Consider the following 20,315-nt stretch of genomic DNA (forward strand, 5'->3'; position numbering starts at 1 on the left):
TGCACACTGCGTTCTGATGCGCAATTGCACAAAGGGGGCAAAGAAACTCCCGGCGGGAACGATCTGGCCGGGAGCTGTCTTACGGGTAATACTGTCGCGATCGACCGCGTTATTCCGCAGCGGCGTTGGCTTCTTTGTGCGCCAGCGCTGCCTTGATGAACGACGTAAACAACGGATGGCCGGTGCGTGGCGTCGACTTGAACTCGGGATGGTATTGCACGCCCATATACCAAGGGTGGGAATTTTCACCCGTGCGCGGCAATTCCATGATTTCGCACAAATCTTCGCTCGGCGTGCGGGCCGACACGATCAGGCCAGCCGATTCGACACGGGCCAGGTAGTGATTATTGGCTTCGTAGCGATGACGGTGACGCTCGGTCACCACGCTGCCGTAGATCTCGGCGGCGAGGGTGCCCGGATTGACGGCGCAGGTCTGCGCGCCCAGGCGCATGGTACCGCCCAGGTCCGAGTTTTCATCGCGCAACTCGACTTTACCATCGTGGTTTTGCCACTCATTGATCAGTGCAACAACAGGTTGATCCGTATCAAGGTCGAACTCGGTCGAATTCGCGTTCGGCATGCCAGCCTTGTTGCGTGCGTATTCGATCAGGGCCACTTGCATGCCCAGGCAGATGCCCAGGTAAGGGATCTTGTTTTCACGGGCAAACTGGGCCGCCTTGATCTTGCCTTCCACGCCGCGCTTGCCGAAGCCGCCCGGTACCAGGATGGCATCGTACTTGGCCAGGTTGTCGCAACCGGTCGTTTCGATTTCTTCCGAATCGATGTACTCGATGTTGACGCGGCTTTCCGTGTGGATGCCGGCGTGGCGCAGCGCTTCGATCAGCGACTTGTACGACTCGGTCAGCTCGACATACTTGCCGACCATGCCGACGGTCACTTCCGCCTTCGGGTGCTCCATCGTGTAGATCAACTTGCTCCAGATCGACAGGTCGGCCGGTGCAGGATCGAGGTCCAGCGCGTCGCAGATGATCTTGTCGAGGCCCTGGTCGTGCAGCATTTGCGGCACTTTGTAAATGGTGTCGACGTCCCACACGGAAATGACGGCGTCTTCCTCGATGTTCGAGAACAGCGAGATTTTCGCGCGCTCGTCTTCCGGGATGGCGCGGTCGGCGCGGCAAAGCAGCGCATTCGGCAAGATGCCGATTTCGCGCAGCTTTTGCACCGAGTGCTGGGTCGGCTTGGTTTTCAGTTCACCGGCCGAGGCGATGTAAGGCACCAGGGTCAGGTGGACGAACGCCGTGTTCTTGCGGCCGGCGCGCAGGCTCAGCTGGCGTGCCGCTTCCAGGAATGGCAAGGATTCGATATCGCCGACGGTGCCGCCGATTTCGCACAGGGCCACGTCGTAGCCTTCGGCGCCACGGCGGATGTAATCCTGGATTTCATTGGTGATATGCGGAATCACCTGCACGGTCTTGCCCAGATATTCGCCCCGGCGTTCCTTGCGGATCACCGATTCATAGATCTGGCCAGTGGTGAAGTTATTCACCTTTTTCATGCGGGTGGAAATGAAGCGCTCGTAGTGACCGAGGTCGAGGTCGGTTTCGGCCCCGTCATCGGTGACGAATACTTCACCGTGTTGCATAGGGCTCATCGTGCCAGGATCGACGTTGATATACGGGTCGAGCTTGAGCATGGTGACTTTAAGGCCGCGCGATTCGAGGATCGCGGCGAGGGAGGCGGCGGCAATCCCTTTTCCAAGGGAAGACACAACGCCACCAGTGACGAAGACAAATTTGGTCATTGCAGATGGTGCCGAACGGCACGTGCGGGAAATTGAAATTATACACTAAAGCCCGCCTGCGTCGCTCCCCGCGCACGGAAATTTGCGCCAAATACCGACTATCCCTCCCCCTCCTGCTGTCTACGCGCAACAAAATTACCCAATAACAATAATTGAAATATTTCCAATTCCATATGTTGTGTGGGCGAGCGAACAGACCCTGCCGCGCCCCGGCGGCAGACTGGGATTTTTCAACAGGAGGTCCATCATGAGCTACGAAGAACGCGACGCCTACGGCATGTATGTCAACCGCGGCCACAAAGGCCCCGGCCCTGAACTGATGGGCGCCGACACCCTGATCGGCGACCATGTGCACAATGCCAAGGATGAACACCTGGGCGAAATCAAGGAAATCATGCTCGACATGCGCAGCGGCAAGATCGCCTACGCCGTCATGTCGCACGGCGGCGTCTTCACCATCGGCGAAAAGCTGTTCGCCGTGCCGTGGGAGGCGCTGCTGCTCGACACCGTCAACAAGCGCTTCACCCTCAACGTCGACAAGGAACGCATCGAAAACGCCCCCGGCTTCGACACGGATAACTGGCCGAACATGGCGGACAGCGCTTGGGCGACGTCGATCCATAGCTATTATGGAACGACGCCGCGCGAGTATTAATTAAGCCAAGGCGCGGGGCTTGGGCCTGCTTTAAAAGCGGTACTCCAGCCCTGCCACATACGTCCTGCCCCGCGCCGTACTCAGCGGCGTATTCTCCTGCGACTGCGACGGCATCGAGTTCAGGCGGTTCAGCGCTTCCGAGAAATCCTTGTTCATGGCGTTTTGCACGGACAGGCGCAGGAACAGGTTCTTGCTGACCTGGTAGCTCGCATACAGGTCGATCACGGCCGGGATCTTCGGATTGTCGGCCTTGAGCACTTCCCCCGTCGCTTCATCGGCGTCATTGTCCGGCGACAGGCGGCGGTTCGAGCCCGTGTGCTTGAGGATGGCGCCCACTTCCAGCTTGTTGTCCAGCAGGCGCGTGCCCACGTCGAGGTTGTAGTACACGCTGGGCAGTTCGCTGATGTCGGCCGCGCCAAACCAGGCGCTGGCGATCGACGTGGGCTGGCGCGTCGTTTCGCGCGTGTACGACAGGCGCGCATACGCCGGCCCCAGGTGATATTGCGCTTCCAGTTCCCAGCCGCGTGTATACACGGGCGTGGCCGAGTTGATGTAGATATACATATTGGTCACGTATTCATCCACATTCTGCCAGTCCTTGGCGATCACTTCCGCGATATTGCACTTGCGCCCGCTGTCGCACACGAGGAAGGACTGGCTGGTGATATAGCCGTCGATCTTGCTCTTGAAATACAGGGCCTTGAAATTCAGCGCATCGTTAGCACTCAGCAAGCCATGCAGGCTGGAATTGAAACCCAGCTGATAGGTGCTGGCCCGCTCGCCCTTCAGGAAGGGGTTCATCGAGGCCCCGCCGTCATTCGAGAAAAACACTTCCTGCGGATTCGGCCCGCGCATGGTGCGCTCGGCGCTGGCAAACGGCTGGAACCACGGCATCACTTGCGCGGAAACGAGCAGCGAGGGATTGATGCCATGCTCCTTCAACGCAATATTGCTTGCCCCTTGCGGGAAGCACTGCACGCGCAAGTCGCAGGCGGGCTTGTGACCCGTCAAATCAAAGTGCGTGTAGTTGAGGCCCGCATTGACTTGAACAATGCCGCGGTTGTATTGCAGGCCCGCATACAGGCTGTTGATCTTTTGCACGCCCTCTGGGCCGAACGTATTGTTTTCGATCGATTGCTGGTTCGCATCCGGGTTGTCCGGATCGTCGACCAGGCTTTCCACGTGCTTGCTGTATTTATTGCGCATCAGCTTGCCGCCGATGGTCACCAGCGCATCGCCGCCCGCCAGCCTGAAGCTGCTGGTGTTGTTGATGTCGACCGCGTCGGCGCGGTTGGCCGCATTCGTATTGATGAAATTGGTCAGCGCCTCGGGCATGTATTTCTGGTTGCCGCGGCTGCTGCTGGCCACCACATTGAGGTCGATCAACTCGGAAAATGGCGTGTAGTGATATTTTACGTAGTAGTCATCGCTGTGGATGTCGCGGCGCGTAAACGTGCTGCGGTAATCGCGCGCCGACAGTTCCAGCGCATGGAAGTCGCTCAATTTGAGGTCCAGCTTGAGCAATTGCGACTTGGGCTTTTGCTTGTAATAGCGGTTGTAGCCGAAACCGAATTCCTCGCTGTTGACGCCCTTCGCATTCTTGTAGTTGTTGCCGATCACGCTCGCGCTGGTGGCGGCCATGAAGCCCACGCTGCCGCCATCGAAGGCGGGGTTTTTCATGGCCACGGCCAGCATGGCGCTGCGTCCCACGCCGTTATTGCCGGTCCACATCTTCGTGCGCGCCCCCGTCTTTTCCCCGGCGAAGACGACGTCATCGACGCCGATGGTGCGGAAATTGGCGCTGCCGGCCAGCGCATTGACGCCGTCGCCGCCGACGACATTGCCACGCGACACATCCACGCCGATGATGAAATTCGGGTCGATCAGCGCGCCGAACTGGCTGCTGGGCACACCGCCGTGCGACACGGACGACGGCGCGCTGCCATAGTAATTCTGGCTCACGCCATCGACCATCATGTTGACGCGCCCCAGGCCCGACAAGCCGCGGATGTTGACGCTGACGGCGCCCTGCGCCGGATCGATCTGGGTAAACGTGCCCGGCATGCTGCGCACGATCTGGTCCACGGGCTGCAAGCGCGTATCGGCCCCGCGCGCGCTGACGGCGCCCGGTTTTTCCAGCGCCTGCCGTTCCGCGGGCACCGTTTCACCCGATACGTTCAGCGGCGAAAATTCCACCTTGCCGCTGTCTTGCGCCTGTTGCGCCCACGCCTGCTGCGCGAGCAAGGCCATGCAGATGCCCACGGCCTGCGTCATTGTCTTGATATGCATACACCCTCGATTTGTTATGTTATTGAAAAATTTGAAATTCAGCTGGCGTCGAGCTTGAACGACACGGGCAAGGTCACCGTCACCGTGCCCTGGCGCAATACGTTATCGGGCGGCGCCGGCAGCGGCTGCGCGCGCTGCAGCACTTGCAAGGCTTCGCGGTCGAGCAGCACCGTGCCCGACGAGGTGACCAGCTCGCTGGCCAGCAATTTGCCGTCGCGGTCCACTTGGAAGCGCACCCAGGCGGCGCCAGCCCGCTTGCGCTGGCGCGCATCGCCCGGATAGCGCTTGAAGTGCGCCAGGTGGCCAAGCACCTGGCTTTGCCAGCTGGCCGGCGCCGCGCTGCTTGACGGCGTGTCGCTGTTGAACGGCGCCGCCTGCGGACCGCGCACGGCGGCCGGCGCCGGCGTGGCGCTGCTGCTGGCCTGCGCGGGCACGGACGCTTCCTTCGCGGCATCCTTGCCCGGCTCCGCCGACGGATTCGCCGCCGCCTTTTCCTCTTTTTCCGCCGCGACGATCTCCGGCGCAGCGGCGCGCGCCAGCACCGGCAGCGCCTCTTGCTTGATTGCACTCTTTGGCGGCCGGGCGGCGCTGGACGCGGCCGACTGGCGCGCGCCCAGGGCGTGCGCCACCTGCGTCTCCGGCGACATCGCTTGCGCGGCAAACACCACCATCACGCTGGCCGCCGGATTGGCGGGCGCCACGGCGACGGGCTGCCAGCCGGCCCACAGCAGCAGCGCCAGCGCTGCGGCCACCACCAGCGACGTGGCAATGCCCCAGCTCAATAGGGGGCGCGGCGCCGGCCCGGACTGCGGACTCACCCGCCCTCCCGGCCGACCAGGCCCACTTTCAGGTAGCCGGCCTGGCGCAGGGCATCCATCACGCCCAGCACGTCTTCATACGCGGCTTGCTTGTCGGCCTGGAAAAACAGGGGGCGCTGGCGGTCGCCGCCCGTTTGCGCGTCGAGCAGGCTGCCCAGCTGCTCGCGCGCCACGGGAGACTCGCCCAGGTACAGGCTGCGGTCCGCCTTCAGCGACACGAACAACGGTTTCTCGGGACGGGGTTCGGGCTTGGCCGTGGCGGCCGGCAAGTCGATTTTCAAGTCGACGGTGGCCAGCGGCGAAACGACCATGAAGATGATCAACAGCACCAGCATCACGTCGATGAAGGGCGTGACATTGATCTCGCTCAACTCCGGCATGTCGGCCGTGTCATCGTCCTGGGAGGGAAACAGGGAAGCCATGGCTCAGGCCTGCTGGCGCGTGTCGAGGTCGCGGCTCAGCATCAGCAGCACTTGCGCGGAAGCGGCGCGCAGCTGCGCCTTGTACTGGTTGATGCCACGGCTCAAGACGTTATAGATGACGACGGCGGGGATCGCCGCCACCAGGCCCAGGGCGGTGGCCAGCAAGGCTTCCGCGATGCCCGGCGCCACGGTGGCCAGGTTCGTGCTCTGGCTGACGGCGATGCCGATAAAACTGTTCATGATGCCCCACACGGTGCCGAACAGGCCGACGAACGGCGCCACGGCGCCTATGCTGGCCAGCAAGCCGATGCCTTGCGTCATGGCGCGCACCTGCTGCGCAATGAACTGTTCCTGGCGAAAGCCGGCCCGCTCCTTCAGTGCCGCCGCCGGCGCGCTGGCGTGCGACAGACTCAGTTCTTGCTGTACATCAGCGAGCAACTGTTGCGCCAGCGAAATGGCGCCTGCGCCCTCCACTTTGACGGCCGCGTCCGGCAAGGAAGTGGCCGTCTTCAGCATGGCGACGGCATGCGCCGCCTCGCGCCGGGCTTGCAGCAAACTGGCGCCCTTCACCAGCAAGACCACCCAGGTGGCCAGCGCGGCGACCAGCAAACCGATGAGCACGCTTTTGACGACCTGGTCGGCGGCGAAAAACATGCCCAGCGGCGACATGTCATGGGGTAAGGCGGACGCTTGCGCGGTGGCATGCAACAGGGAAAGAACGACACCGCAGCTGGCGGCTTTGATACGGAACAAGGGGATACGCATGAGAACTTTGACAGGTAACAGGCATGGCTGCGCCAACGGCGCGCACGCGCATGCAAAAAAATCGGACGAACTACCTGGCTGCTATGGGGGAGCTTGCTGGGGGAGAGTGCCGGGCAGAACGCCCGGCGGCGATACAAGAAATTACTTGGCGCTGGCGACGGCGGGCGTTACGGGTGTGAACCAGACGAAATCCGCCTGCGGCGCCAGCACCGTGGCGCCCTGCTGTGCCAGGACCAGCACCAGCGGCGCCGGGCCGCCCGTCAAGTCCTGCACGTGCAGCGGCACGCCCAGGTCCTTGTGCGCATGGTAGGCGCCGGCGATCAGCACGGCCGGCGCGGGCGCGGCCAGCAGGCGCTCGGCCATGCGGCGGTCGCGCTGCTGCTGCACCGACAGCATGGCGGCCAGGCGCGGCTCGTCGATCTGGTTGTCATGCATGACGCGGATGATGTCTTTCAGTTTCTCATGTACCTTGCCGTCGTTGGCCAGGTTCGAATGCTTGCCCTGCACGGCCGGCTTGTCGATAAACAATTGCTTGATTTCGCTGCGGTCCAGGTTGGCCGACCAGACGGGATACGGCGCGCGCATCACGGTCATCACCAGGTCGCCATATTGCGCCCACTTCCAGCTGGGCTGCCAGGCCAGCAGCTCGGCCACGTGTTCGGGGCGCACGACGGGGTCCGTCTGCAGCCACGGCTTGACCTTGTCCACCTTGGCTTGCTGGTCCGGGTTCAGCATTTCCAGCAGCACGCTGCCTTGGGGACGCTGGCCCTGCAATTGCTGCAGCAGCCATTGCTCGATCTGGTGATGGCTGAGCTGGTCATGCTGCTCGCCCACGATGACCCGGGGCGCGGCGGCCAGCTGGGCCAGCAATTGTTCGGCGGTCACGCGCTGACCGCTGCGCAAGTCGACGATTTCGCCCAGTTGGCGCACGTCTTGCGCGGCGGACGCTGAGGTGGCGCCGGTGGCAGCGTCCGTCGCTGGCGCCACGCTGCTGCAGGCGCTCAGCGCCAGCACACAGGCGGGCAGGACTGCGGAGAAGGACAGGGGGAATTTCATGGCATGGCCTTTCGGGGTCTGAGCTGCGGGTCAAACTGTTGCAAAATAGGTATAGGCGGGCATTCTAATAGAAATGATTCTCATTTACAACCAAAGCGCGGCGAACCATGCAGATTTTTTTACAACTGGCAAAAAATCAACAGGCTGCGCCGGTGAAATCCCCAGGCGCGGAGTAGAATAAAAAAAACGGAGGACTTGCGTGAATCAAACTGACCAGTTGGCGGTACTGAAAAAACCGCTGCCCGTATCCCTTGCTGCCGTACTTTCCCTGATCTTTGCCGACCGCTTTTCCATGACGCAAGCCATGCGCGCACACCATGGCCGCGACGAGTCGAGCTATCCCCCCATGCTGCCGGACGCCGTCATTTTCGCCCATTCCACCGAGGAAGTGGCGGCCGCCGTCAAGCTGTGCAGCGCGCACGACGTGCCCGTCATCGCCTACGGCAGCGGCACTTCGCTGGAAGGCCACGTGCTGGCCCTGCATGGCGGCGTGACAATTGATCTGTCGCAAATGAACCAGATGGTAGCCGTGCATAGTGAAGACTTGACGGCCACCGTGCTGGCGGGCGTCACGCGCAAGCAGCTGAACGAAGAGCTCCGCGACACGGGCCTGTTCTTCCCCATCGCCCCGGGCGCCAATGCCTCGCTGGGCGGCATGGCGGCCACGCGCGCCTCGGGCACGAACGCCGTGCGCTACGGCACCATGCGCGAAAACGTGCTGGCCCTGACGGTGGTGACGGCCGATGGCCGCATCATCAAGACGGGAACCAGGGCAAAGAAATCGTCGGCCGGCTACGACCTGACGCGCCTGTTCGTCGGCAGCGAAGGCACCCTGGGCATCATCACGGAAGTGACGGTGAAACTGTATCCGTTGCCGGAAGCGATCTCGGCGGCCGTGTGTTCGTTCCCCGGCACGGGCGAGGCCGTCAGCGCCGTGATCCAGACCATCCAGATGGGTATTCCCGTGGCCCGGGTCGAGTTTCTCGATGAAAACGGCGTGAAAGCCATCAACGCCTACGACAAGATGGCCTTGCCGGAAAAACCCTTGCTGCTGTTTGAATTCCACGGCACGCCGGCCAGCGTGGCTGAGCAGGCGCAGCTGGTGCAAGCCATCACGGCGGAACACGGCGCCAGCGATTTCGAGTGGGCCAGCCGCCCCGAAGACCGCTCGCGCCTGTGGGCCGCGCGCCACAACGCCTACTTTGCCCTGCTGCAGATGCGCCCCGGCAGCCGCGCCATTTCCACCGATTGCTGCGTGCCCATTTCGCGCCTGGCCGAATGCATCCTCGCCACCCAGGCCGATTGCGAAGCGCAAGGCCTCGTCTACGCCATCATCGGCCACGTGGGCGACGGCAACTTCCACGTGCAGATGCTGGTCGACCCGGACGATCCAAACGACATCGCCCGCGCGGAAAAGGTCAACAGCGACATGGTCACGCGCGCCATCGGCATGGACGGCACGTGCACGGGAGAACATGGCGTGGGCATGCACAAGATGGCCTTTCTCGTGGAAGAACATGGCGAAGGCGCCATCGACACCATGCGCGCCCTGAAACACGCGCTGGATCCGAAGAACATCATGAATCCGGGCAAGATCGTGCGCTGGTAATCAGGCCGTCCATTCCATGCGCATCGGCACGAAGGCGATGCCGCCCGTCTCCACCTTCGGCCCCGTGGCGACAAAGCCCAGGCTTTCGTACAGGGGCAAGGCATAGGCCGAGGAATTGACGGTAAACGCCGTGACCTTCCCCCTGGCCAAGGATGCATCGCGGGCCGCCCGCCACAGACGGCGCGCCATGCCGCGCCGGTGCAGCGCGCGCGGCACGAACATGTGGAACAGGTGCGTGTTGTCGCGCATGGCCACCACGCCGGCCAGTTCGCCGTCGATGTGCGCCAACTGGTAACGATAGTTGGGGAGAGACAGGTAACTTTCGATGGCCGGCTGGCGGCAATGTTCGATGAACTTTTCCGCCCCCGCGCCGTCCGGGTGCAGGGTCAAAAAAGGCATCAAGTCGTCGATCAGGGCGACGATGGCGGGCGCGTCGGCGACCAGGGCGGGGCGCAGTGTCGGTTCGGGCAAAGTAGTCATATGATAATCATGCCACCGCCTGGCCGACATTGACAAGCATCAACAGAAATCGCGGCTGCTGGTCCTCAAACGCCCCAGCAGATGCGACATGTCGACCAGGCGCTTGGCCACCAGGTTGCGCACCAGCCCCTCGCGCTGCCACACGCCGTACACGCCCAGCAGCGGCGCGCTCAGCACTTCGCGGCGCTGGCTTTCCACCAGGTCGGGCCAGACGATGACGTTGACCGTGCCCGTCTCGTCTTCCAGGGTCATGAAGATGACGCCCTTGGCCGTGCCCGGACGCTGGCGCACGGTGACGATGCCGCAGGCGCGCGCCAGCTGGCCATCCGTGTAGCTGGCCAGCGCGGATGCCGGCAGGAAACGCTGCTCCAGCAATTGCCTGCGCAACAGCGCCAGCGGGTGGCGGCCCAGGGTCAGGCCTTGCGCGCGGTAGTCGCTGACGATGCTCTCGCCTTCCGTGGGCGCGGCCAGCACGGGCAAGTCTTCCTCTGGCGTGGTGACGCGCAGCAAATCCCTGTCGGGCACGGCGCCGGCCGCCTGCCACAGCGCCGCGCGCCGGTGCCCGGCCAGCGCGTGCAGCGCGTTGCCTGCCGCCAAGACCTGCAAGTCATGACGATCCAGGCCGCCACGCCGCGCCAGGTCGGCCACGTCGACAAAGGCGGCGATGGCGCGCGCATCCTCGATGCGCCGGGCCGCCTCGGCGCGCATGCCGAACAGGCTGTTCAAGCCCAGGCGCACGGCGGGCGCGGGGTCCTGCCCTGCTTCCAATACCGCTTCCCAGCCGCTGACGGTCACGTCGACGGGCAGCACTGGCACGCCATGCCGGCGCGCATCCTGCACCAGTTGCGAGGGACTGTAAAAACCCATGGGCTGGCTGTTGAGCAAGGCGCACAGGAAGGCGGCCGGTTCGTGGCATTTCAGCCAGGAACTGGCGTACGTCAGCAGCGCGAAACTGGCCGCGTGCGACTCGGGAAAACCGTATTCGCCAAAACCCTCGATCTGGCTGAAGATAGCCTCGGCAAACTCCTTGCCGTAACCATTCTCCACCATGGCATTGACGATGCGGTCATGGTAATTGTTCATGCCACCCTTGCGTTTCCAGGCCGCCATGGCGCGCCGCAACTGGTCCGCTTCGCCAGGCGTGAAACCGGCCGCGATGATGGCCACCTGCATTACTTGCTCCTGGAAAATGGGAATGCCCAGGGTGCGCCCCAGCGCCTTTTCCAAGCCCTTGGGATAATCGACCGGCTCTTTCTGCTGGCGCCGCTGCAGATACGGATGCACCATGCCGCCCTGGATGGGGCCGGGACGCACGAGCGCCACCTCGATGACGAGGTCATAGAATTCACGGGGACGCAAACGGGGCAGCATGCTCATCTGCGCACGCGACTCGATCTGGAACACGCCGATGGTGTCGGCCTGGCACATCATGTCGTAGGTGGCAGGATCTTCCGCCGGAATATCCTGCAGGCGGAGTGGCTCGCCGCGCCGCGCACCGACCAGTTCCAGGGCGCGGCGCAGGGCCGACAGCATGCCCAGCGCCAGCACGTCGACCTTCATCAAACCCAGTTCTTCCAGGTCGTTCTTGTCCCACTCGATGACGCTGCGCTCGGCCATGGCGGCGTTTTCAATCGGCACCAGGCGCGACAACTTTCCTTGCGCAATCACAAAGCCGCCCGGATGCTGCGACAAATGGCGGGGAAAGCCCAGCAATTGCTGCGCCAGGCCGGCCCACTGCTGCGACAATGCCGCTTCCGGGTCCAGCCCGCATTCGGCCAGGCGCTCCAGCAGATCGCGCTTGCCGTCGAACCAGCGGTGCGCCTTGGCCACTTTTTCCACGATGGCCAGGTCGATCCCCAGCGCCCGGCCGCTGTCGCGCAAGGCGCTTTTCGGCCGGTAGCTGATCACCACGGCCGCCAGCGCGGCCCGCTCGCGGCCATATTTGCCGTAGATATATTGAATCACTTCTTCGCGCCGCTGGTGCTCGAAGTCGACGTCGATGTCGGGCGGCTCGTTGCGCTCGCGCGACATGAAGCGCCCGACCAATGAATTGCCGCGCGCCGGGTCCACTTCCGTGATATGCAGGCAATAGCAGACGGCCGAATTGGCGGCCGACCCCCTGCCCTGGCACAGGATGTCTTGCGAGCGGGCAAAGCGCACGATGTCGTACACGGTCAAAAAGTAGGCTTCATACGACAGCTCCGCAATCAGTTCCAGCTCCTGTTCGAGCTGCTGCTGCACGTTGGCCGGTATGCCCAGCGGAAAACGGATGCGCGCGCCCGCATACGTTTCTGCGCGCAGATACGTCGCCGGCGTGTGGCCGTGCGGCACCAGCTCGTCGGGATAGTCATAGCGCAAGCTGTCGAGCGAGAATGTGCACAAGTCCGCGATGCGCAGGGTTTCCGCCAGCGCCTGCGGCGGATACACATTGGCCAGGCGCAAGCGCGCGCGCAGATGCTGCTCCGCGTTTTGCGCCAGCGCATAGCCGCACTCGCCCACGGGCTTGCCCACGCGTATCGCGCACAGGGTGTCGAGCAGCGGCTTGCGCGAACGCACGTGCATGCACACATGGCCGACGGCCACCACGGACAAGCCCAGCGCCTGCGCGGCGTCCTGCACGGCGCTGCGGTGCGCGTCATCCTGCGCCCGCTGCAGCAGGTTCAAGCCTATCCAGCTGCGCTCGCCGCCAAAGGTGGATAACATCCACGCCCCCTGCGCGCGCAGCGTCGCGGGCTGGGCCGGATAGCCGGGCAGCAAAATCATCAAACAGCCGGGCAGCCCTTGCAAATGGGCAAACTGCGCCGGCGGCGCGGCGAAATCGTCGGGCGTCAACAGATAGCGGCCCTTGGCCGCCCGCGTGCGCGCCATGGTGATCAGTTCCGACAGGTTGCCGTATCCGTCGGCATCGCGCACCAGCGCCAGCAGGGACGGCCCCGGGCTGCCGTCGGCCTGCGTCAAGTGAAAATGCGCGCCGATAATCAGGGGGAAGCCGGCCCGCTTGGCCGTCGCATGGGCGCGCACGACACCCGCCAGCGAGCATTCGTCGGTAATGGCCAGCGCCCGGTAAGCAAGCTGGACAGAGCGCGCCACCAGCTCTTCCGCATGCGAGGCCCCATGCAGGAAGCTGAAATTACTCAAGCAGTACAACTCAGCATACTCGGGTAAGACTGCGCTCCCCATGATCTACCTCAATACTGTATATAAACACAGTATATTATACTCATCTGAAAACGGCCATCTCAGTTATGCTGAGGTTTTACCTTGCACAGTGCCCGCCATGATCGTCCACTCATTAAAATGTTTCGGCGCCGCCCCCGGTGGCGGCAATGCGGCGCTGGTCGTGGAAAACGACTACGCCAGCGAAACGCAGCGCCAGGCCTTTGCCCGCGAACGCCAGGTCAGCGCCTGCGTCTTCCTCGACCGGCAAGCGGACGGCGCGGAGGGATGCATCGTGCTCGACTATTTTTATCCGCACACGCGCAGTCCCCTGTGCCTGCACGCCACTTTGGCGGCCGCGCATGTGCTGCTGGCGGCGCCCGGCGCGCCGGCGGCGCTGACGGTGACGACCGCCATGCGCGGGCAAGCCTTGCAGCTGGTGCGCCGCGCGGAGGGATTGTTCATCGGCCTGGCGCCGCAGCCGGCGCCTGCCGTCCTGGTGGAAAAGTATGTGCCGTCCGAGCTGATGGGCCAGCACATGCACTTGCTGTCGCCGCCCGTCGTCGCGTCCGTCGGCAGCCCGAAGCTGCTGCTGGAAGTGGCCGACCGCACCACCCTGCGCGCGCTGCGGCCGAACCTGGAATTGATCGCCGACTGGAGCGCCTTGCACAAGGTCAGCGGCTGCTATGCGTATTGCCGCACGGGCGAGCACGAATATGAGGGGCGCAACTTCAACCACCTCGATCCGGCGCTGGAAGACAGCGCCACGGGCGTGGCGGCGGGCGCGCTGGCAGCGCACTTGCAACAGTCGCTGCGCCTGCACCAGGGCCACGTGACGCAGCAGCCCTGCCTGATCGAAGTGCAATACAGCACGCAAGCGATCTGGGTGGGCGGCATGGTGCAACGCAGCACCTGAATGGGGCATGCCGCACCAGCACAAGGCAAGCCAGGCAGTGGCCAAAAGATAATCAACCAGGAAACAACAGTTACAGCAAATTTGTAATAACAAAACAAAGTATCGCTGGTGAATGCTGAAAAGATGGCACTAGAATCAAGTCACGAATCTTGCTCATCAGCCACTTGGAGATACTGCGTGCCGACCCTCACCACCTTGCGTCAAGCCATCCTCATCAGCCTGTACGGCAGCGCCGCCCTGGCCGTTTTCAGTCCTGCCGCCATGGCCCAGAACACGGAAGCGGCCGCCACGGAAGGCCCCGTGCAAACGGTCAGCGTGGTCGGCTCGCGCCGGGTCGCCAGTTCCGCCACGGATACCATGGTGCCGGTCGATATCATTCCCATTTCCAAGGTGGCCGAGCAAGGCGGCCAGTTTGATCTGGCGCAGTCGCTGCAATACATCTCGCCCTCGTTCAACTCCACGCGCCAGACGGGCGCCGACGGGGCCGACCTGATCGATTCAGCCGCCCTGCGCGGCCTCGGTTCCGACCAGACCCTCGTGCTGGTGAACGGCAAGCGGCGCCACACGACAGCCCTCGTCAACCTGTTCGGCGCGCGCAACCGCGGCAACACGGGCACGGACATGAATGCGATTCCCTTGTTGGCGATCAAGAACGTGCAAGTGCTGCGCGACGGCGCCGCCGCCCAGTACGGCTCGGACGCCATTGCCGGCGTGATCGACATCGAACTGAAGAAAAGCCTGGGCTGCGAAGCCGTGGCCGGCTACAGCCAGTATTCCGCAGGCGACGGCAAGAATTACATGACCTCCGCCTATTGCGGCATCGCGCTGGGCGACAAGGGTACCCTGGCCATCACGGGCGAATACCTGGACCGTGGCCGCTCGAACCGGGCCGATGCGGACAGCATGCGCATCATCGGCGACACCAAGTCCAAGAACAAGACCCTGTACGTGAATGGCGACTACGCCACCAGCCCCACGGGCAAGCTGTACTTCACGGCCGGCGCGCAGACGCGCGACGCGTCCAGCGCCGCATTCGGCCGGGGCGGCATCGGCAGCGACGACATTCCATCGCGCAATTCGGCCGCCATGTATCCGGATGGTTTCGTGCCTTTCATCAATGGCAAGATCGACGACCAGTACGCCACCATCGGCCACCGCAGCCAGATCGGCGAATGGCATGCTGATTTTTCGCAAACCTATGGCTACAACAAGATGCGCTACGACATCAGCAACACGCTGAATGCCTCGATCGCCAACCTCGACCTGATGAACGGCGGCAAGGGCGTCAGCTCCAGCCGTTTCGATGCGGGCGGCTTTTCGTTCCAGCAACTGACCAGCAACGCCGACTTCAGCCGCTACTACGACACGGTGATGCGCGGCATGAACGTGGCCTTCGGCGCCGAATACCGCAGCGAGGAATACAAGATCATGGCCGGCGAACCGGGCTCCTACAACGACGCCGACGGCGTGGGCGTGGGCGGCAATGCGGGCAGCCAGGGCTTCCCCGGCTTCCAGCCCGGCGACGCCACCAAGGCCAAGCGCCACAGCATCGCCGCGTATGGCGACGTGGAACTGGACTGGACGGAACGCCTGAAAACCCAGGCGGCCCTGCGCTACGAGAAATTCAGCGATTTCGGCTCCACCGTGACGGGCAAGCTGGCCGCCAGCTATAAAGTGGCGCCCAACGTGCTGCTGCGCGGTTCGGCCAGCACGGGCTTCCGCGCGCCATCGTTGCAGCAAGTGTATTTCTCGTCCACCTTCACGGACTTCATCGGCGGCGTGCCCACGGACGTGGTGCTGGCGCCGAATGGCGGCGCCGTCGCCAACGCGGCCGGCATTCCGAAGCTGAAGGAAGAAAAGTCGACCAGTTTTACCTTCGGCACCACCTGGACGCCGACGCAGGCCATTTCCGTGACGGCCGACTTGTACAACATCAAGATCAAGGACCGCATCGTGCTGTCGGGCCGTTTCAATGCCGACAACTACCCGGACCTGGCGGCGCGCCTGGCCCTGCTGGGCGTGGGCGAGGCGCAATTCTTCGTCAATTCCATCGACACGCGCACGCGCGGGCTGGACCTGACGGCGTCGCACAAGGGAGAATTGGCCGGCAACCGCCTGAACACCTTCCTGGCCTTGAATTTGAGCAAAACGGAAGTGACGAAGGTCAAGACGCCCGCCTCGCTGACGGGCTTTGAAGACGTGCTGCTGTCCGAGCGCGAACGCCTGTTCATCGAACAGGGCGGCCCGCGCGCGAAAGCCACCCTGGGCTTCGACTACATCACGGGCAAGCTGGAATCGGACTTGCGCATCATTTATTTTGGCCCGCAAACCCTGGGCACCTTCAGCGGCACGGCCGAAGGCGTGCCGAATGCCCGTTACGCAGCCAAGACGTCCGCCGACCTGAGCTTCACCTACAGCATCAGCAAAAATACCAAGCTGACCTTTGGCGGCAACAACATCTTCAACGTCAAGCCCACCACGCAAAACGCGGACGAGACGGACAACGGCTTCAAATACGACAGCGTGCAGTTCGGCCTGAACGGCGCTTCGTACTTCGGGCGGCTGTGGGTGAAGTTCTGATCACCGTGTCCGCATAAAAACAGCGGCTGCGCCAGCATGGGCAGCCGCTGTTTTTTAGTTAGGCCGAACAGTTCAGCATCCACTGCACCCCGAACTGGTCCGTCAATTTACCGTAATAATCGCCCCATACCTGGATGGCGAGCGGTGTCGTCACCACGCCTTGATACGCCAGCTTGTCAAAAAGCTCTTTCGTTAACTGCCTGTCATGCATTTGCAAAATATGTGCGGACCCTCGCATGGGCTCGGCATCGTCATTGTCAGAAGCAAAAAACAACACGCCTGGTCCTTCAAATCGGGCATGCATGATTTTCCCGCGCATGGCTTCATGACGGAGCGGCATGCCATCCACGCCAAAGCGCAAGACATCGCTTATCTTGCCCAGCCCGCATTGCGTGTAGAACGCCAAGGCTTGTTCGCAAGTGGTAGTAAAGAAAAGATAATTGGATAATTGCATCAGCTCATCCTTGCATCAGGTTAGGCAAAGCGAAAGTGACGGAGCGGTCACCGGCAGGAGATTCAGATGCGATCAACCGTCCAGCAGTGGCTGCAGGCAGCCCCCATGGAGGATAGCCAATTATCCATCCGAAAAACTCATGCATTGTCACGGAAACACCGGTGACCGCCGATGGACGCTGCCCCCCACAGACATGGATATCGCTTCAACGCCCCTGCTGCTCCAGTTTTCGCACAAAGTCACTTTTCCGGCCATCCCACAGGCATTTCCGGCATCGGCCTGCCTCGAACACGTGCTCGCACCGTGGCAAGCCATAGATGACCGAGGCGCATTCGGGACACAGGCTGGCCATGCCTTCGGCGTCGTCACGGTATCGGCTGCCGCATTCGTCACAGGTTTTCACAGCTCATACACTCCCATACTCCAGTACCGGCTGCCTTGCCTGTTGCGGGCAAGCCAACCCAAGGCCTGCAACTCCTTGCCGATCAATCGATTCATGATGCCATGCCCGACCAGCAGCACGGGCCCCCTGGCGGCGAGCGCAACCAGCCGCTCGGCGGCGGCCCTGGCGCGCCGCCGGGTTATCTGCAACGAGTCCGATCCGCGCGCATAACCAAACAACCAGAGTAGGCGAAAAATCGCTGCCCAGGCTTCAGCCGGCAGCCAAGGGGCCTTCCAGAGCGCAAAGGGCAACCCTGCTTCAGAGAACATCGCCTCTTGCATGAATGGCAAGTCACCCAATGCCCTGGCCGATGAGCATGCCCTGGGTGCCGTGCTGGCCACGATGGTCGACGCGGAAAGCGCTGCCGCAGCGCACTGCGCAGGGATGCCACCTTCTTTGATGATCGATTGATTGTAGAGATTAATCCACTGTCCCATTTGCAGCGGCGCTATCCAGCGCCCTTTGGCGAGTCGGGGCTCGCCGTGTCTCATTAATGTTATTCGCATGTCCAGTCAGATCGCCTCGCACATTTATCCGTCCACTTCATGGGGGAGCTTGCCCCTTGCCTGCCCTGCCGGCCTGGTCCTGCGGCTCCCCGCCAGCACGGCCGCCGCGAACAATCTTTGCCCTGCGGCGGAAAGCACGGATAATAGCGGCTAACTCATAAGCACAGTATTGGATTACCTCATGGAAATTAAAGTCAACTTTCTCGACAAGCTGCGTCTCGAAGCCAAGTTCGACGATTTTACGGTCATCGCCGACCAGCCCATCCGCTATAAAGGCGATGGTTCGGCGCCCGGCCCGTTCGATTACTTTTTGGCATCATCGGCACTGTGCGCGGCCTACTTCGTGAAGTTGTATTGCGATACGCGCAATATTTCCACTGAAAATATCCGCCTGTCGCAAAACAATATCGTCGATCCTGAAAACCGCTACCAGCAGATTTTCAAGATCCAGGTCGAGTTGCCGGCCGATATCTCGGACAAGGACCGCCAGGGCATCCTGCGTTCGATCGACCGTTGCACGGTGAAAAAAGTGGTGCAGGCGGGGCCGGAGTTCGTCATTGAAGAAGTGGAGAACCTGGACGCCGATGCCCAGGCCTTGCTGGCCCTGAATCCCGCCCCTGGCGCGAGCACCTATATCGTCGGCAAGGACTTGCCGCTGGAACAGACCATCGCCAATATGTCCAGCCTGCTGGCGGGCCTGGGCATCAAGATTGAAATCGCTTCGTGGCGCAACATCATTCCCAACGTGTGGTCGCTGCACATCCGCGATGCGCATTCGCCCATGTGTTTCACCAACGGCAAGGGAGCAACCAAGGAAAGCGCGCTGGCGTCGGCCCTGGGCGAGTATATCGAACGCCTCAGCAACAACCATTTCTACGCCGGTTCGTTCTGGGGCGAAGACATCGCCAACGCGGATTTTGTCCATTACCCGAACGAGCGCTGGTTCAAGCCGGGCCGCAAGGATGCGCTGCCGAAGGAGATTCTCGACGCCTACTGCCGCGACATCTACGATGCCGATGGCGAACTGCGCGGCTCGCACCTGATCGACACCAACTCCGGCAATGCGGAGCGCGGCATCTGCTCGCTGCCGTATGTGCGCCAGTCCGATGGCGAGACCGTGTACTTCCCATCGAACCTGATTGAAAACTTGTACGTCAGCAATGGCATGAGCGCCGGCAACACTCTCGTCGAAGCACAGGTGCAATGCCTGTCGGAAATTTTCGAACGGGCCGTCAAGCGCGAAATCATCGAAGGCGAAATCGCCCTGCCCGACGTGCCGCAGGAAGTGCTGGCGAAATATCCGGGCATCCTGGCCGGCATCGCCGGCCTGGAAGAACAGGGTTTCCCCGTGCTGGTGAAAGATGCGTCGCTGGGCGGCGTGTATCCGGTGATGTGCGTCACCCTGATGAACCCGCGCACGGGCGGCGTGTTTGCCTCGTTCGGCGCGCACCCGAGCCTGGAAGTGGCGCTGGAGCGCAGCCTGACGGAATTGCTGCAGGGCCGCAGTTTTGAGGGCCTCAACGACTTGCCGCAGCCGACGTTTGCCAGCGAAGCCGTCACCGAGCCGAACAATTTCGTCGAGCACTTCATCGATTCCAGCGGCATCGTCTCGTGGCGCTTCTTCAGCGCCAAGGCCGATTACGATTTTGTCGAGTGGGATTTTTCCGGCCACGGCGAAAACTCGAATGCCGAGGAAGCGGCAACCCTGTTCGGCATCCTCGCCGGCATGGGCAAGGAAGTCTACACGGCCGTATATGACCAGCTGGGCGCCACCGCCTGCCGCATCCTCGTGCCCGGTTATTCCGAGGTGTACCCGGTCGAGGATTTGATCTGGGACAATACCAACAAGGCGCTGCTGTTCCGCGCCGACATCCTGAACCTGCACCGCCTGGACGATGCCAGCCTGGAAGACTTGCTCGACCGCCTGGAAAACAGCGAGCTCGACGAGTACGGCGACATCGCCACCCTGATCGGCATCGAGTTTGACGAAAACACGGTGTGGGGCCAGCTGACGACCCTGGAATTGAAGCTGCTGATACAGCTCGTCCTGCAGCAATTCGAGGAAGCGAAAGAGCTGGTGGAAACCTTCTTGCAGTACAACGACAACACGCTCGAGCGCAAACTGTTCTATCAAGCATTGAACGTGGTGCTGGAAGTGGAACTCGATGACGAGCTGGAGCTGGACGATTACGTCGTCAATTTCCGCCGCATGTTTGGCGACGCCCGCATGGATGCGGTGCTGGGCTCGGTGGACGGCAGCGTGCGTTTCTTCGGCCTGACCCCGACCAGCATGCAACTGGAAGGCCTCGACCGGCACCAGCGCCTGATCGACAGCTTCAAGAAATTGCACGCGGCGCGCGCCAAGGCAGCGGCCCGCTAAGGCGACAGGCGGGGGCCGGCGCGGC

General features: G+C 62.5%; 15 protein-coding genes. 5 read left to right on the plus strand and 10 right to left on the minus strand.

Annotated elements, in window-relative coordinates; all coding sequences use genetic code 11:
• Window positions 1-109 precede the first annotated feature (109 nt).
• Window positions 110-1,762 (minus strand): CTP synthase, encoded by a 1,653-nt coding sequence (locus O3298_RS02865; RefSeq protein ID WP_099666940.1) that lies wholly within the window; start codon window positions 1,760-1,762, stop codon window positions 110-112.
• A 247-nt stretch (window positions 1,763-2,009) separates the two neighbouring features.
• Here O3298_RS02865 and O3298_RS02870 point away from each other — a divergent pair, with 247 nt between their 5' ends.
• Window positions 2,010-2,417 (plus strand): PRC-barrel domain-containing protein, encoded by a 408-nt coding sequence (locus O3298_RS02870; RefSeq protein WP_251350379.1) that lies wholly within the window; start codon window positions 2,010-2,012, stop codon window positions 2,415-2,417.
• A 30-nt stretch (window positions 2,418-2,447) separates the two neighbouring features.
• Here O3298_RS02870 and O3298_RS02875 read toward each other — a convergent pair whose 3' ends face one another.
• The 5 genes from O3298_RS02875 to O3298_RS02895 form a co-directional block, all read right to left on the minus strand.
• Window positions 2,448-4,706, minus strand: a complete 2,259-nt coding sequence (locus O3298_RS02875; RefSeq protein ID WP_305058476.1) for a TonB-dependent receptor domain-containing protein — start codon at window positions 4,704-4,706, stop codon at window positions 2,448-2,450.
• Window positions 4,707-4,744: 38 nt separating this feature from the next.
• Window positions 4,745-5,524: an energy transducer TonB gene (locus O3298_RS02880; protein ID WP_305058477.1), complete on the minus strand. Its 780-nt coding sequence runs from the start codon at window positions 5,522-5,524 to the stop codon at window positions 4,745-4,747.
• Window positions 5,521-5,946, minus strand: a complete 426-nt coding sequence (gene exbD / locus O3298_RS02885; protein WP_305058478.1) for a TonB system transport protein ExbD — start codon at window positions 5,944-5,946, stop codon at window positions 5,521-5,523. Before exbD ends, O3298_RS02880 begins: the two co-directional genes overlap by 4 nt.
• A 3-nt stretch (window positions 5,947-5,949) precedes the next feature.
• Window positions 5,950-6,699: a tonB-system energizer ExbB gene (gene exbB / locus O3298_RS02890; protein ID WP_289916742.1), complete on the minus strand. Its 750-nt coding sequence runs from the start codon at window positions 6,697-6,699 to the stop codon at window positions 5,950-5,952.
• Between the two features lie 153 nt (window positions 6,700-6,852).
• A complete protein-coding gene (locus O3298_RS02895; RefSeq protein ID WP_305058479.1) occupies window positions 6,853-7,767 on the minus strand; it encodes a ChaN family lipoprotein in 915 nt (304 codons plus the stop codon).
• 199 nt (window positions 7,768-7,966) lie between these two features.
• Between O3298_RS02895 and O3298_RS02900 the strand changes: the two genes are divergently transcribed.
• Window positions 7,967-9,376, plus strand: a complete 1,410-nt coding sequence (locus tag O3298_RS02900) for an FAD-binding oxidoreductase (RefSeq protein WP_369811448.1) — start codon at window positions 7,967-7,969, stop codon at window positions 9,374-9,376.
• On the opposite strand, the gene O3298_RS02905 is transcribed toward O3298_RS02900, so the two are convergent.
• Window positions 9,377-9,856 carry a GNAT family N-acetyltransferase gene (locus O3298_RS02905; protein WP_305058480.1) on the minus strand — a complete coding sequence of 160 codons (480 nt, stop codon included), beginning with the start codon at window positions 9,854-9,856 and terminating at the stop codon, window positions 9,377-9,379. It lies immediately after the preceding gene.
• Between the two features lie 39 nt (window positions 9,857-9,895).
• Window positions 9,896-13,036 carry an error-prone DNA polymerase gene (locus O3298_RS02910; RefSeq protein WP_305058481.1) on the minus strand — a complete coding sequence of 1,047 codons (3,141 nt, stop codon included), beginning with the start codon at window positions 13,034-13,036 and terminating at the stop codon, window positions 9,896-9,898.
• 97 nt (window positions 13,037-13,133) lie between these two features.
• On the opposite strand from O3298_RS02910, the gene O3298_RS02915 reads away from it, so the two are divergent.
• Window positions 13,134-13,928 (plus strand): PhzF family phenazine biosynthesis protein, encoded by a 795-nt coding sequence (locus O3298_RS02915; protein ID WP_305058482.1) that lies wholly within the window; start codon window positions 13,134-13,136, stop codon window positions 13,926-13,928.
• A gap of 177 nt (window positions 13,929-14,105) precedes the next feature.
• Window positions 14,106-16,508: a TonB-dependent siderophore receptor gene (locus tag O3298_RS02920; RefSeq protein WP_305058483.1), complete on the plus strand. Its 2,403-nt coding sequence runs from the start codon at window positions 14,106-14,108 to the stop codon at window positions 16,506-16,508.
• Window positions 16,509-16,566: 58 nt separating this feature from the next.
• Here O3298_RS02920 and O3298_RS02925 read toward each other — a convergent pair whose 3' ends face one another.
• Together O3298_RS02925 and O3298_RS02930 are read right to left on the minus strand one after the other, a co-directional pair.
• Window positions 16,567-16,962: a glyoxalase/bleomycin resistance/extradiol dioxygenase family protein gene (locus tag O3298_RS02925; RefSeq protein WP_305058484.1), complete on the minus strand. Its 396-nt coding sequence runs from the start codon at window positions 16,960-16,962 to the stop codon at window positions 16,567-16,569.
• Window positions 16,963-17,361: 399 nt separating this feature from the next.
• Window positions 17,362-17,895 (minus strand): histidine phosphatase family protein, encoded by a 534-nt coding sequence (locus tag O3298_RS02930; RefSeq protein ID WP_251350368.1) that lies wholly within the window; start codon window positions 17,893-17,895, stop codon window positions 17,362-17,364.
• Between the two features lie 196 nt (window positions 17,896-18,091).
• On the opposite strand from O3298_RS02930, the gene O3298_RS02935 reads away from it, so the two are divergent.
• Window positions 18,092-20,290: an OsmC domain/YcaO domain-containing protein gene (locus O3298_RS02935; RefSeq protein ID WP_305056063.1), complete on the plus strand. Its 2,199-nt coding sequence runs from the start codon at window positions 18,092-18,094 to the stop codon at window positions 20,288-20,290.
• The last annotated feature ends 25 nt before the right edge of the window (window positions 20,291-20,315 follow it).

Origin of the sequence: Janthinobacterium sp. SUN137 (assembly GCF_030587265.1) — a bacterium.
GTDB lineage: Bacteria > Pseudomonadota > Gammaproteobacteria > Burkholderiales > Burkholderiaceae_D > Janthinobacterium > Janthinobacterium kumbetense.

What these genes read in the sequence shown, in the direction of transcription:
- O3298_RS02865 (WP_099666940.1), bottom strand. Translation starts at nt 1,762, where the DNA reads ATGACCAAATTTGTCTTCGTCACTGGTGGCGTTGTGTCTTCCCTTGGA.
- O3298_RS02870 (WP_251350379.1), top strand. Translation starts at nt 2,010, where the DNA reads ATGAGCTACGAAGAACGCGACGCCTACGGCATGTATGTCAACCGCGGC.
- O3298_RS02875 (WP_305058476.1), bottom strand. Translation starts at nt 4,706, where the DNA reads ATGCATATCAAGACAATGACGCAGGCCGTGGGCATCTGCATGGCCTTG.
- exbD (WP_305058478.1), bottom strand. Translation starts at nt 5,946, where the DNA reads ATGGCTTCCCTGTTTCCCTCCCAGGACGATGACACGGCCGACATGCCG.
- O3298_RS02895 (WP_305058479.1), bottom strand. Translation starts at nt 7,767, where the DNA reads ATGAAATTCCCCCTGTCCTTCTCCGCAGTCCTGCCCGCCTGTGTGCTG.
- O3298_RS02905 (WP_305058480.1), bottom strand. Translation starts at nt 9,856, where the DNA reads ATGACTACTTTGCCCGAACCGACACTGCGCCCCGCCCTGGTCGCCGAC.
- O3298_RS02910 (WP_305058481.1), bottom strand. Translation starts at nt 13,036, where the DNA reads ATGGGGAGCGCAGTCTTACCCGAGTATGCTGAGTTGTACTGCTTGAGT.
- O3298_RS02915 (WP_305058482.1), top strand. Translation starts at nt 13,134, where the DNA reads ATGATCGTCCACTCATTAAAATGTTTCGGCGCCGCCCCCGGTGGCGGC.
- O3298_RS02925 (WP_305058484.1), bottom strand. Translation starts at nt 16,962, where the DNA reads ATGCAATTATCCAATTATCTTTTCTTTACTACCACTTGCGAACAAGCC.
- O3298_RS02930 (WP_251350368.1), bottom strand. Translation starts at nt 17,895, where the DNA reads ATGAGACACGGCGAGCCCCGACTCGCCAAAGGGCGCTGGATAGCGCCG.
- O3298_RS02935 (WP_305056063.1), top strand. Translation starts at nt 18,092, where the DNA reads ATGGAAATTAAAGTCAACTTTCTCGACAAGCTGCGTCTCGAAGCCAAG.